Source organism: Roseovarius atlanticus, from assembly GCF_019802205.1.
In the GTDB taxonomy this organism is placed as follows: Bacteria; Pseudomonadota; Alphaproteobacteria; order Rhodobacterales; family Rhodobacteraceae; genus Roseovarius; species Roseovarius atlanticus_A.
Window position 1 is genome coordinate 971,042 of record NZ_JAHVHQ010000002.1, and the last position, 13,124, is coordinate 984,165.

At 56.3% G+C, this 13,124-nt stretch carries 12 protein-coding genes; 2 read left to right on the forward strand and 10 right to left on the reverse strand.

Annotated elements, in window-relative coordinates; translation table 11 throughout:
- Nucleotides 1–60 precede the first annotated feature (60 nt).
- The 3 genes from KUV49_RS04900 to KUV49_RS04910 all read right to left on the reverse strand — a co-directional run bounded on the left by KUV49_RS04900 (nt 61) and on the right by KUV49_RS04910 (nt 1,511).
- A complete protein-coding gene (locus KUV49_RS04900) occupies nt 61–654 on the reverse strand; it encodes a hypothetical protein (RefSeq protein ID WP_222451869.1) in 594 nt (197 codons plus the stop codon).
- 1 nt (nt 655) lies between these two features.
- Nucleotides 656–934: a hypothetical protein gene (locus KUV49_RS04905; RefSeq protein ID WP_222451870.1), complete on the reverse strand. Its 279-nt coding sequence runs from the start codon at nt 932–934 to the stop codon at nt 656–658.
- 112 nt (nt 935–1,046) lie between these two features.
- Nucleotides 1,047–1,511, reverse strand: a complete 465-nt coding sequence (locus KUV49_RS04910; RefSeq protein WP_222451871.1) for a very short patch repair endonuclease — start codon at nt 1,509–1,511, stop codon at nt 1,047–1,049.
- 57 nt (nt 1,512–1,568) lie between these two features.
- Between KUV49_RS04910 and KUV49_RS04915 the strand changes: the two genes are divergently transcribed.
- Complete coding sequence (locus KUV49_RS04915; protein WP_315899547.1) at nt 1,569–3,086, forward strand: DNA cytosine methyltransferase; 1,518 nt, start codon at nt 1,569–1,571, stop codon at nt 3,084–3,086.
- 58 nt (nt 3,087–3,144) lie between these two features.
- Here the strand turns inward: KUV49_RS04915 and KUV49_RS04920 are convergent, their stop codons facing one another.
- Nucleotides 3,145–3,678, reverse strand: a complete 534-nt coding sequence (locus KUV49_RS04920) for a deoxycytidylate deaminase (RefSeq protein WP_222451872.1) — start codon at nt 3,676–3,678, stop codon at nt 3,145–3,147.
- Nucleotides 3,679–3,706: 28 nt separating this feature from the next.
- On the opposite strand from KUV49_RS04920, the gene KUV49_RS04925 reads away from it, so the two are divergent.
- A complete protein-coding gene (locus tag KUV49_RS04925) occupies nt 3,707–4,501 on the forward strand; it encodes a hypothetical protein (RefSeq protein ID WP_222451873.1) in 795 nt (264 codons plus the stop codon).
- Here the strand turns inward: KUV49_RS04925 and KUV49_RS04930 are convergent.
- From KUV49_RS04930 to KUV49_RS04955, 6 genes are all read right to left on the reverse strand, one after another.
- The gene (locus KUV49_RS04930) at nt 4,450–6,552 is read right to left on the reverse strand and encodes an AIPR family protein (RefSeq protein ID WP_222451874.1); all 2,103 of its coding nucleotides are present in this window, start codon (nt 6,550–6,552) and stop codon (nt 4,450–4,452) included. The genes KUV49_RS04925 and KUV49_RS04930 overlap by 52 nt on opposite strands.
- A complete protein-coding gene (locus KUV49_RS04935; protein WP_222451875.1) occupies nt 6,545–7,507 on the reverse strand; it encodes a PD-(D/E)XK motif protein in 963 nt (320 codons plus the stop codon). The genes KUV49_RS04930 and KUV49_RS04935 overlap by 8 nt, the downstream gene beginning before the upstream one ends.
- Nucleotides 7,494–10,244 (reverse strand): Z1 domain-containing protein, encoded by a 2,751-nt coding sequence (locus tag KUV49_RS04940; RefSeq protein WP_222451876.1) that lies wholly within the window; start codon nt 10,242–10,244, stop codon nt 7,494–7,496. The genes KUV49_RS04935 and KUV49_RS04940 overlap by 14 nt, the downstream gene beginning before the upstream one ends.
- Nucleotides 10,241–11,731: an ATP-binding protein gene (locus KUV49_RS04945; RefSeq protein ID WP_222451877.1), complete on the reverse strand. Its 1,491-nt coding sequence runs from the start codon at nt 11,729–11,731 to the stop codon at nt 10,241–10,243. The genes KUV49_RS04940 and KUV49_RS04945 overlap by 4 nt, the downstream gene beginning before the upstream one ends.
- Nucleotides 11,732–11,882: 151 nt before the next feature.
- On the reverse strand, nt 11,883–12,458 hold the full coding sequence (locus KUV49_RS04950; protein ID WP_222451878.1) for a hypothetical protein: 576 nt from the start codon (nt 12,456–12,458) through the stop codon (nt 11,883–11,885).
- Nucleotides 12,458–12,892: a helix-turn-helix domain-containing protein gene (locus tag KUV49_RS04955; RefSeq protein ID WP_222451879.1), complete on the reverse strand. Its 435-nt coding sequence runs from the start codon at nt 12,890–12,892 to the stop codon at nt 12,458–12,460. Before KUV49_RS04955 ends, KUV49_RS04950 begins: the two co-directional genes overlap by 1 nt.
- Between the last annotated feature and the right edge of the window lie 232 nt (nt 12,893–13,124).

Genomic DNA, 13,124 nt, shown 5'->3' on the forward strand with positions numbered 1-13,124 from the left:
TGGCAAATGCGCGCCCTTTGCCATGCTATGGTTTGGCGCGCGAAAGACCCTTGGGGGAGTTCAGGCCGCGCCAGCACTATTCCGTGGGTCGGTTGCCGGATTTTCCGCGTAGAGGAAGTGCTTGGCATCTTCACGGATTTCCAGCGTCGCGCCGTCAATGAAGCCAACGGCAAGACCAGCGTTGACTCTGCGCGCAGGCTTGCCGGCACTCAGCCATCTAGCAGCCTTCTCGACCGAGAAACGCCCCTTGCGCGTTCCTGCGCCCTTACCTTGCGCGGCTTCCATGATGACCACGGCAACCTCTTCCATACGGAACAGGCCGCCTTGGCTCGGCAAGGGCATTTTTCGCTTCTGGAGAGACTGGCGTGTCACGTCGAGCCGCTTTGCCACATCAGCGAGGCTGACCAGGTCCGGGCGCACTTCACGCAGTACAGACCCAGCAGGAAGCTGTTTCTGGATCGCGCGCGCGGCATCTAGAATGGCGTCTTCAGCGTGATCGCTGGCAGCTTCCAGCGCGATCCCGATCATGCCAGGGACACCAGCGCCAACGATGGCGTCCTCGAATCCGGCCTCGAAGACCGCATCCATCAGTTCGAACGCATCGTGATCGCCTTCGGGAAGGGCGAAGACCAGTTCGAATTCGATCTCTGCCATGTCATTCATCCTCTTGAGCGCCATCATCGGCATTGCCTAGCTTCGTGCAGCCAAGCGCCCGATTCCTTAGTTGCCGGGCAAACCGGCCCGGATTCTGTGGCGTCGACCAGACACCCATCTGACAAAACTCACCGCACCGGCAGTCCGGATCGTTGTTCGGGCACCTGATCAGGCCCCAAGCATGACCGCGCCCGGAACGCAGAGTGACCGTCCACCCCAAGGCTTCCAGCTCACGCAAGACCGCCTCGATCTCCTTGGACTTGTGCGGCTTACGGGACATGATATAGGCTTTCCGAGTTAAGTTGTCAATCGACAACCCTATGGGGCGGCGTTCGATCCAGATGCTTCAAGCATATTGATAGGGCAACAACAACGGCCCGGTGCGCCATTGCCTAATACGGCTCGACCTGAAGCTCACCAAGTTCCATTTCAGGCTCATCTGACTTGAGCCAAGTTGCCACCATCTCTGCCGTTTGCGTCACTGCTTTGGGGTTCCGCAAAGCGCATTCCCAAACGGTGGCAACTCGCCACCCCTTCCTGGTCAACTTGTCGTGGACGGCAGCGTCTCTTGACACGTTTGCAGCGAATTTCTTGTTCCAGAATTCCGCGCGGGTCTTGGGAACGGTTGCATTTCGACAACCGGCATGACGGTGCCAGAAGCACCCATGAACGAACACGACCGCGCGATACTTTGGAAACACGATGTCAGGCCTTCCGGGGATATCCTTCACATGCAGCCGGAATCGAAAACCCCGCGCGTGAAGAGCCCGTCTGAGAGCAAGCTCGGGCTTTGTATCCTTGCCGCGAATGTTGCTCATCATCTGTGAGCGGGTTCTGGCATCAACGATGTCTACCATTCCTACTCCTTGCCATGAGTCCGAAAACCTGGAAAGAGGAGATCGAGGAGTAATGCAGTGTCAAAACCCGTTCAGATAATTGATCTATTCTCCGGCCCGGGCGGCCTTGGCGAGGGATTTTCATCGTGCATGCAGGCGGATGGTTCTCGTGCCTACAAGATTTCTGTGTCGATTGAGAAGGATAGTGCTGCACACAAGACACTCCGACTTCGCGCGTTCTTGCGCCAGTTCCGCGAGTTTCCACCCGAGTATTACTCATGGATTTCCGGAAAGCACGACTGCCCGGATTGGAAGAACCTCTATCCGCGTGAATGGAATGCCGCCGAGAATGAGGCCGTTTGCGCAGAGCTTGGGAAGGCAGAAACCGCCGCGCTCCTGTCGGAGAGGATTTCCGAAACCAACAGAACAGCAGGCGATCGAACGCTTTTGATCGGTGGTCCGCCTTGCCAAGCATACTCTCTTGCCGGGCGCTCACGAAACGCAGGCATCCGGGACTACAGACCGAAGGACGACGAGCGTCACTTCCTTTATCGCGAATATTGTCGTGTATTGAATGAGTTGAGCCCCGCAGTGTTCGTAATGGAGAACGTCAAGGGCATGCTCTCTTCATCTGTCGAGGGGCTGGCGATCTTCGAACAGGTCATGTCTGATCTCCAACATGCTGGTCCCGGCTACAGACTTTTCTCCTTGTCGGCCAACATCCAGCCGGGTGATCATCCTGAACCGAAGGATTTCGTCATTCGCGCAGAAGACCATGGAGTGCCGCAGGCACGCCACAGGGTGATCATCGTTGGCATCAGATCGGATATAGACGCTGGTTCCGCGCCCAGCCTTCATAGGCGGAGCACGATGGTAGAAGTCAAGGACATGTTGACCGGATTGCCGCGGCTGAGAAGTGGATTAAGCAGACGCGACGACGAACATGCCTGGTATGACGCTGTTGTCGATGCGATCGAAGCCGTTGGTCAGATCACTCGGGAATACCCAGGCGAGAACTTTCGCAGCTTTCAAAATGAGTTGGATCGTGTCGAAGAACGTTTGCTGGCAACGTCTCAGATGGGCCGAACGAGCCACGCACGAAAACCGCTATCAAGAAAACTGCAGCCAGAGCTTGCCGCATTCCTCGACGACCCGAACCTGGTCGGGGTCTCGGGTCACGAAACCCGGGGTCACATGCCATCCGATCTTGCCCGCTACCTCTATGCCGCCTGTTTCGCGAAGGCCGAGGGCCTGAGCCCGCGTGCGCACCAGTTTCCGGACATTCTGGCACCAAACCACAAGAATTGGAAAACGGGCAAGTTCAATGACAGGTTCCGCGTCCAGATCGGCAATGCCCCGGCTTCTACGGTAACGAGCCACATCTCGAAGGACGGGCACTACTTCATTCACCCAGACCCGACGCAGTGCCGCAGCCTCACGGTACGCGAGGCCGCACGGCTGCAAACCTTCCCCGACAACTACCACTTCATGGGCAACCGCACCGAACAGTTCGTGCAGGTCGGGAACGCCGTGCCGCCGTTTCTTGCGCGGCAGATTGCGGAGGCTCTGCTACCCGTCTTTTCTGATCTGGTTTGACCAAGCGAGAGACACCTAGCCTCAAAGAGGCATGTGGATGCGTGGTTGGCGGAACAAACTACCGAAAAAAACCGCTGTCTGGGTCCCGTGTTTCCTCCAAGACGCCAAAAACACCGGATATCAAACTGTCGTTTCGCGAGTAAAACCTAACCGTCACGCCACCTTCTTTGAACATGTCCAAGGCGACCTCAAAGTGCCTGCCGAATTTCTTGTCGTTCAAATCTGGCGCAAAGGTCCGAAGCTCGCTAACCCCCGATTGGATAATTGCTCTAGCGCAATCAGCGCAGGGAAAGCTGTTGCAATACATCCGACAGTTCGACGTGGACACGCCAGCACGTAGCATGTTGAACAGCGCATTTCGCTCGGCGTGTTCGAACCACATGTACTTTTCGCCGTTTTCGCGTGAATGACGCTCCGTGTGTTCTGCACTCACACCTCTTGGCAAGCCATTGTAGCCGGTCGATCTGACCTCGTTGGCAACGCCAACGATAACACAACCGACCCGCCTGCTGCGATCTTCACTCCACGACGCGACGAGGTCTGCCATTGCAAAGAACCGAGCATCCCATCTATCACAGTTGAAAATGTTCATGGCTAGTCGCCTCATTGGAGTTCGAAACATGCTTATCACAGGCAACCAGATAACTGATCAAGCTCTGCTAGCCAATGCTGATCCCAAGAACATCCGAGGTGGGTGCTACTATCTGAGGATTCACTCGATCATTCCGACCGGCGAAGAGGCGAAGACCTACGATCCGAGGAAACCGACGACCTTCTACACGCTCGAGCCGGGTGGGCTGGCGTGGGTTATATCCGAAGAGAAGTTTCAAATCGAAGACGCGCGCGTCACGGCTCTGGTGACTCTGCGGAGCGGCTTCACCAAGCAAGGCATGTTGGCGCTCGATGTCGGCCTTGTAGATGCAAACTTCTTTGGGCCCATCGGAAGCCTTGTCATCAATTTCTCAAAGAAGCCTATCCGATTGAAAGCGGGTGATGAATTCTTCAGGGTTCTATTCTTCCAGCATGACGAAGCAAAAGACGGGCAAATGCCAAAGGCAACCAGATTTACACATTCTGAATATGTGGAGAAGATACTGACGGATATGGTTGGCGGATTTTCCGGAACTTTCCTCCAGACGGCCGAAATGGAGAAGCGCATCCGGGAGGAGTTGAAGGGGGACGTCGTAGAGCGTTTGGAGCCTGATTTGCTTGACAAACTGGCTTCCCGCTTCTTTTCCAAATATTGGCGAAGTGTAATATTTTGGGTATTTATTGCCGTTTTGGCGGCATCCGGACTCTCATATTTGACTGGACTGGGTGCGTATTTTCACACGGAGGAGGAAATTCAACAGATGATCGAAGATCACGTCGAGGATCTTGCGAGGCGTGAACTTACTGCGACACCTTCAGAATAACCTTCTTGCCTAAGTTTCTCTAGAGCGCCCATGGCAACAGCGCATTGCTTGTCCGAAGGCATCTTGCTTGGGATCGCGGCGCAGGTTTCCAGAACGCCATTTTCTCGCGGAGACAGAAGCCCACGCTCCCGCGCCCAATTCCGGGCTTCTGCCCAAAACGCGGCGCCGAGCCTATGCACCTCGAGCTCGGCCTCGACGCTGGTCTCGACAGCCTTGTCCGCACGGGCCTCTCTCGCGCGTTCATTGGCCAGGTCCGGCGAAATCAGAACGCGATCGAATTCCTCCGGATAGCTCAACTCACGATCCTCCAGCCCCTTCCAGCAAGCCTGCTTCTTGGCCCATTCGCTGAAGTTGCGCACGCCCTCGGGCGGGTGCGTGATGACGTCCTGAGCTTCTGCCGCAGCAACCAACAGCGCCGCCTTCAGATCGGGCGAGACATCCTGGTATCTCCAGACGGCGTCCAAGTCGACAACCATCTCCCGTTTCTCTGCATCATGGGCGAGCTTGGCAATCGCGTAGGTCACGATGTTGGCACGGTATCCGCCTTCGTACCATTCCGCGCCCGAAACCAGTTTCTCGGTGGCCCGGAAGATGATGGTCTTTGCGATCATGCGCCTGAACCAGAGCTCATCGAATGCCGCACCTTCGGAACCCCATCGCTTGCCGATATGCTTGGCGAATTCCGCGAAGTTCTTCTGTGCACCGAGGCTCACGATATGCGGTAGGCACGCCCATGTGTTCTCGAACTTGGCCAGGTCGGTCTTCGTGAGGAACTGGGAGCGCGGAAACTCGGCATCGAACTTCTTGCGCTCAGCAATGGTCCTGCGTCCGCGTTCGTCGGCATACTGTCCCCTTGCGCGCTCGTAGAACCATTTCGTGTCCCGATACCCGTCCTCTCCCCGCGCCAAAACCTTGCGCGACAGCTCTTCCGTCCGGATGTGGAAGGGGTGGTTGGCGAAGAAGTCTGCCGCGTTCACCTTGTTCTGACTATTGGCGTATTCCGAGATGCGCGGGACAACGAGTTCGGACTGTTCTCGCGGAACGATGGTCAACTTCATCTGGACATGAACCTGCTCCAACTGTTCGGCAAACGCCTTTCGCGCCGCGTGGAGTGAGGCCGTGGTCTGCCCACCATTGACGATCTGCAGATTGTCCGCCCGCACCAGCCGGAGCCCCAGATCGGTCTGTTCCACCTCGATCGCGTCGGCCGTCGCACTGAGCCCGTTGTTGTAGGAAAAGAACATGTGCGGCTCATCTCGGATCGTGTTACGGATGCCCTGATTCACCTTGCCGCGCGCCTGAAGAAAGCTTCTCACGTTGGCCTCTAGCAGGCGCGGTCCCCACTTGTCGTAGATTGCGGCCAGCTGCTTTCCGGGAATGACCGCAAGGTAGCTTTCGAGCGCACTGTCGCTTCCGGAGGCTGCAAGAAGGGGAACGCCCCCGCCAAAATCCCTGTCGAAATCGATGATCAGGTTCGCCCGCGCCTGCCCCTGCTCCATGTACTGCTTCAGGCGCTTTAGGTCCCAAACACTGAGGGTGACAGGTCTGCCATCAAGATCCTTCACGTTTGCCGCATCGGCACGGGCGCGAAAGTCGGCGTTGGTCACGATGATGAGTTTGACCTTCTCGACATCCTTCCAAGTCGTGGCGATGAGATCGGACACGCCGAACCCGGCACTTGTCTCTTCCAATTGCTCTCGAAAATCGGTCTTCAGGCTTGAAACAACGAACCTGTAGAGCCGCTGCAGGAGGCGCTGAATCTGATCCTTGTTCTGAACACGCACCTCGTCGGAAAGCTCGAAGTCGCACAACACGAGGCTCAGGACGCCATCGCCATCTCTTGGGTCGCCACCGTAACCGTCGATCCGCATGGGGTTGCTGGCGCCGCCGCCCTCGAAGTACGCCCTGTTGGCTCCGTCCAACTCCCCGGCTTCGGTAAGCAGATCGCCCACCTTCTCGAAAAACGCCTCAACCGTCACAAGTCCGAGGACGTCTGCATCGCCCTGGATATCGGCAATGAGTTCATGATGAAATTCTTCGAGATCACTCATGCTCAAGTCCCTTCCGGATCACGTCGATCAGATCACCTTCCAGTTTGAACGGTTCACAGGCATCGAGAGCAATCGAATACCGGACATTCTCCACGCCAGGTGCAAGAGGCGCGGAGATTCGTGGGAAGCCCTCTGTCACCTCGTAATCGGTCGCAGCGCCAAGAAGCCATCTTCGGTCGTCGTAATCGTTCTCGGGATCATAGCCTGTCGAATACAGCGCCTCCTCCCACGCTTCGAAGGCCGCGCCGTCTTCTTCGAACATCTCGGCGGTCATTCTCACGTGATCATGCAGGCTCTGACCTTCCGGCAGAACGGCCGACGCCACGTTGACGACACGCAGGCAAAGGCGGCTCCCTTCGACATCAGCAAGTTGATCTTCCGAAGAAATGGCCACGAACGGCTTTGCCGCCACCCGCCTAGCCTTCACTTCGACACAGCTGCCGATGAGCTCGAAATCCTTGGCGGAACCGGTCGGTCCGGTCCACGCCTCGATTGCAGTGTCAGGTCCGAAGGCCGAAACAAGGTCCCGAAGGAAGGCCAACTCGCCGACAAGCCCCCGCTGCTCTTCAACGGACAAACCATTGGTCTTTCCGCCACGCAGAAGGTGATACCAGCGCCGCGTGCGTTGAAGCGCTCTCGAGAGCGCTTCGTCGCGATCCGTGCCGGCTTCCCCGGCCTCGACCACATCCCGGCAAAGAGCCTCGAAGATCTCGACCTGACTTCTTTCCTTTAGACCCAGAACGAATGCCGATCCTCCCGCAACCGGTCGGAAGGAGGCGACAAGGTTCTTCAATTTCGGCAGACGCGGTAGTGGTTGCGGCACGCCGGGCAGCTTCAGCATCAGGCCGGGCGTGCCGGCGTCCAGCACAACCCAGAAGAAATCGAAGCGGCCCTCTACATCGACCCGCTTTGCTTCGTCCGGGTCGAGTCTTTTCCACGGATCACGAGGCTTCAAGAGCTGCCTCCTGATCCTCGTCTGCGTCTTCTTCACCGAAGAGCTCCCGATAGCGCACCGTGTTCACTACGTACTCGACACGTTCGGTCGGGCGAGAAGACACTGGAAGGCTTATGCCCCACGCCACCACAGGGTCAGCAGGTATCAGGCCGACTTCCTTGGCATCTTCCTTTCCATCTGGCGCCTTTGCCTTGACGAAATGGAGAATGAAAAGGCCGCGATCTCTTTCTCGTCGGTAGATCGAGTCCGGATAGTTCACACGTTCACCGTCAGCCTTCCCGTTTTCTTCCCGATACCGCGCCTCAGCTGCCTCAGCCTTTGCCGGGTCTACACCAGCCTTCTCAATTCCCCGAGACGCAACACGCATTCGCTTCCCACTGAAAGACATGAAATCATGTTGCAGATCATGCAGGTCTACATATCGCGTCGCGGGCACGATCGGCATGCCTAGCGTTTCGTCGGATTCGCCTTTGGTTAGGCTGGGCACTAATACATCCCACGTTTGCAACTCGTCCGCTCTTCGCGCATCGATGTATTTTCTAACTGGGTCCGGGGCAGTCGTGACGCTCTGCTCGGCGTTTCGCCACGCGGCAAGAAACTCGTCTATGAACTGTACCGGTACGCCGCGATACAAGGCTCCCCAAGACGATCGCTCTTTCTCAAAGCGCGCGCCCTTGAGCTTTAAGAGCAGAGATTTAGCCGCCTCAATGTTCGCGGAAAGATCGCCTGCTTTAATGCCTACTCTCGATGTCTCGACAAATTTGTTGGAGAGCCCGATCAGTGTCGTGACCTTTGTCCCCGACCCCATCTTGTTGCGTGCTGTGACGAGTAGCGAAGCTGGATGACTTCGTACCGCTAGGCCGAAATCCCTAGGAGTGGCTGTCGGAACAGCCGCCATATCGTGAATTTCTGAGTGCAATTCCTCCGTGGCGTTCGCAATGTATGCGTACCATCCAATAGCCTCCGCTGGCATCCAGATACGGCAAAGATCTTCGTATCCGGTCCGATACCCGAACCAACGCCCCATCTGCATGAGGGTATCGTACATTTTCGTGTTGCGTAGAAACCAGGTTACCGTCAGCCCCTCGAGCGTTAGTCCACGCGATAGAGAAAAACCGCCGACTGCAATGTATTTTCTACCCGCTTTGCCACGAACTTCATCGGGATATTCCAGGACATCCTTCGATTTGTAGTTCACCAACACGACCTGTGCAGCAGCTATGGCCTCATGCAGCGCGACCTGAATCTCATCCCATGAGGGGTAGGCCTTCTTGAATTCGTTTTCCCACACCTCTTTCAACGCTGCAATCTCGGGGTCTGCAACTCCCTTGCTACCAGTTGAACCGTTCACTCGGACAGCATTCTGTATCCTTTGAAGAACTTCATGCAGCCGGTTCCGCAACTGTAACTGAATGGGGTTCCGAAAACTTGCGTTCACCAACATCGAGCAGTGCTTGTGCTCTTGATTCCTTAGCGAACGAATAGCAGCAGTAAGCACGAAAGCGCGAACAGCTTTCACCAATGAGTCCGGTAGTGCCTCCACGACAAAATCTTGTGGATGTTTGACGGGCAGGACATCTTCATTGTCTTCGACATACCTCAACCAAGTTGGATCTTCATCATCGGGCAAACCTTCGACAAAGACTTTTTTGCCTCCGAAATAATTGGATGGAGCATCGAGGCCGATGATGAAATCTTTCGGAAACAAGTCTTCCGCCAGCATTTCATCGTCTTGATCGGGGTCGATGAAGATATTCGCGAAAGGAGTCGCTGTGTAGCCGACATAGCAACTCCGGTGGAAAGTGTTCAGAAGTTCGCGGATCAACCTATTTGTGGTTGTTACTTCCTCCTTGTTGTACTTTGTATTGATCGAAGCGTTGTCAGCCTCGTCATCAATGAGCAGCATAGGTTGATCAATCATCTCACGGTCACCGCGAGCACTATTGTCTTTAAGCCACTGCAGCAGATTGCGAAGTGTATTCGATTGCTTCTTGATCACGAGAACGACGGGCACCTTGTAAGAGTCGATCTCGCTCGTGTTGGTGGAAGCCGTGGCCTTGTTAAAATCCCGTAGCGTGTTGGTAAGGCTGACGGGCGTGTTGTTCGGGTCGAAATGGCCAACGCCGATGATGTGTTTCGCCCCACCCCTCTTGGTTTCCTGGGACTTTCCGGTATCGCGGCCGATGAAACCCTCGTCGATCCGGGCCTGAGTCTGGTTTCGAAGGTTGTTGTGAATACCCGCAATGACGATGATCAGCCTGTACCCTGCATCTGCAGCCTTGCAGATCAGGCCCGTATAGTTGGCGGTCTTTCCGCTTTGGACGTGGCCAACCACCATGCCGCGTCGATCCCACGGCACATGCTTCTCGGGATTGCCTAGACGGCTGAGTATTTTGTCCGTAACCGTGTCCGTGGAAATCACCACGTCTTTCGGCAGGCCGTTTTGCAGGAGCAATTTCTGGTAGCGGTTCCAGTAGAAAGGCTCGATCGACGGCTTCGCGTCATCCAGCCAGGGTTCGAAATCCTCGCTATCGACCACCGCACCAAGTCCAGCCTTGATACCCTGCTTGTGCTCGATCTCACGCGCAATCTGCTCGATCTCTTCATCACTGAGGCCCGGCGGGACCAAAGCTGCGACGCCTCGGATCATACTACGCAACTCGTCTTCGGTCTTCCGTGCCTGATTGAACAGGCCACTTTCGACCATGTTCTTCACTGTCTCAATGGCTTCATTCATGAAATCCGTGTCCTCAAGAAATCTTCCAGAATCGGCGCGGCGGCTTCCCACCGCACTCGCAAGAATGGGTTACTCTGCAGCGTGTCCGACAGAGCGTCGGACGGCACACCGTTTTCCATCAGGGTCACCGCGAGGGAGTAGACCAACTCCTCGAGGTCGTTTGCTGATGTCTCGTCAGCCGTGACCGCTTCCGCATTCCCCACAAGTTCAGCATGCAGCGTCTCGATCGGCAGACCAGACCCAACGATGCGCAGGCAACGTTCGAAACCCTCTCGCAGCTCTTCTGGCAACTGATCGGAATAGGTTCGAAAGACCGGGTGCTCCAGGTTGGGGCGGAAGACGATCTGCCCATCCTTCTGCACCCGATTCCAGATCGGAAAACGGGTCTCATCGACCAGCTTCTGGCCTCTGCTGCGATAGGTGCGTTTGGATGTGCCAACGAACCTTTCCACCACCTTCTTCAGGCGCTCACGCACCACCGGGGGAAGCTGGGCCGAGGCCTTCTTGACGTCGATCTTCCAATCGGCGTCCATCGTGTTGGGGATATCGACTGCTATACGGCAGAGTTTCGTCAGTTCGGTTTGGCGCGCCAGGCCCAGCCACCCACCCGCGATGATGAGACGTTTCTCGCGGTAGATATACAGGCCCTGAGACTTCAGATGCCCCTCAGGACCGCCAATTTCTTCCCATTCCTCCCGGCTCATCCGCTTGTGATGGGGAAGCGTGTGGCATCTGATCAGGACGTCACCCTGACGCAAGCGAAGCACCTCCTCCGGGTCCTTCTGCGTGGCGGCATGAGACGTTGCCATGGGATCGTTGGGTTTCAGCGGGCGACCGTTGAGTGACAGTTTTAGCCGTGGCTTGGCGCCCTCCAAGAAGCGGTGAAACACCAAGCGCAGATGATGCTCGGCACGGGACAACTCAGAGTTCATATGCTCGGCCCGCTTAGCGCGGTCATGGGTGTAGCCGCCACTCAAGCGATCGAGTTTCTCCCAGATGACAACCGTTCCGGTCTCCGTGAGGAGGTCATGGCCTGTCACGACCTCGGGGTTATCGATGAGTTCGAGGCTCCAGTCGTTCCGTTTCGCGACGCGATCCAGGTCCCAGCGCGCACAGGACGTTCGACCGTCTTGCCGTGTCAGAACCGTCAGACTTCGGCACTGCGAGAAGCTGGCACTCTTGAGGCCGAGGCCGAAACGACCGAGGTCTTCAGCCTCGCGTTCGTCGGTCGGGTTCTTCGACCCGAGACGCATCGCTTCGACCAGTTCGGTTTCCGTCATGCCCGAACCATCGTCTGCCAGCGCGATCCATGGCTCATCCGCGACAGTGTCCGCGATCAGTTCCACCGTGCGTGCGCCAGCGGTGATGGCGTTGTCAATGATGTCGGCGAGAGCAGTCTCGAGGTTGTAGCCGAAGTCGCGATGGCCCTCGACGAGAGATGCTGCATAGGGTGTTGCATCCACCTCCCGAACAACATGCTCCGTCATTTTGGCCTCCTTTCTCCGAGACTGGAACGAGGAGTGACCAGCTGATCGGGCGATAACTTCGTGGCGCATGAGAGCGCAGAAAAACTGCCCAGAACCAAAGCGTTAAAAACTGCACGGGCTGAAATAGAAAAAATGGACAGTGTCATGTGCATCAATTGCTCGGCATGCCAATGCGCTCAGTCAGAAATTGCTCGAAGCTGGCGGCTGCGAGAGCTTGAGCGCTGTCGTTGAGTTCGGCAGTCACAATTGCCTGAACCAGGCCGAAAAGGCCGAAAATCGCGATGCCGGGCAGCATCCAGAGCCAGGTGGTCAACGATCCGAAGTCGTCAAACAGCAGGGGATAGAGAAGCGGCCAGATGATGAAAGGAATAGCTGCGAGTGCCATGATCTTGAACGGTTTCAGCTTGCGATCCGCTTCAGTCGAGAGACGCTCGTGTGTTTCTGTCAGGTTGCGTTCCCATGCAAGGTATTCGTCTTCGATCTGGCCAGTCAGGTAGTGTCCGCAGCGACAATATTCGCGCGTGATGTATTCGATCTGGCCACACCCTGCGCAACGGGCCGCGTTGACGCTGTTGGCCTTAGGGCGCAATCCATTGGCCTTCCGCGCCTTCTTTGGGTCGACTTCCACACCGGCAACGCCTTCAAGCAGGCGTTCTACATCCGGGCCCAGCCGAAGCTTGCGCGGGCGCAGTTTTGCCACGTCGTCGGGGAGTTCTTCATCCAACATCAACTTACCAACCTCAAAACGCTATCAATCCTCGTGGTGTCCGGGCCCTCGCCTTCATTGGCCAACGACTCGGTGTTGAGGAACTCATCGAAGAGGAAATCGATGGCGTCCCATTTCTTTTCGGGGGTCACGGTCAAACCGCGTTCAATGATCCGGCGCTCGACGGCGATTCCGATCTTGCGATTGGCCGAGGCGATCTGTTCGTGCCTGCGGTTCTTGCCGTCCTCAGTATCGCCTTCGAGCATCCAAAGCGGATCGACGTCGAATTCCTCGTAGACTTTCAGAAGCAATTGGGCGGTCAAGTCTCGCTGGCCACGTTCGTAGTTCTGGTAAGCGCTTCGACTGATACCCAGCTTTTGCGACATCTCCTCTTGAGAGAGTCGAACCATATTCCGTACTGCCGCGAGGCGATGTCCAAGGCCAACAACAGCCATTTTCAACTTTCGTTTGTATTTGTGTTGACCTCATTCGTAGTCATTTGTATCAAAAATAGATACGAACGGTGGCGACACGCTTGATTCATGCAGTATCAGCGTAGTTTTGTTTCATTCTGGACGCAAAACGAAAACTCTCGCCTCGGTTTGTGAGCAAATGCTTTAAGGAGGCGAAGCGTGCAAAAGCTCTTGGAAACCCCGAAAGAACTGGCCGACCGCGTCGGCATTCCGG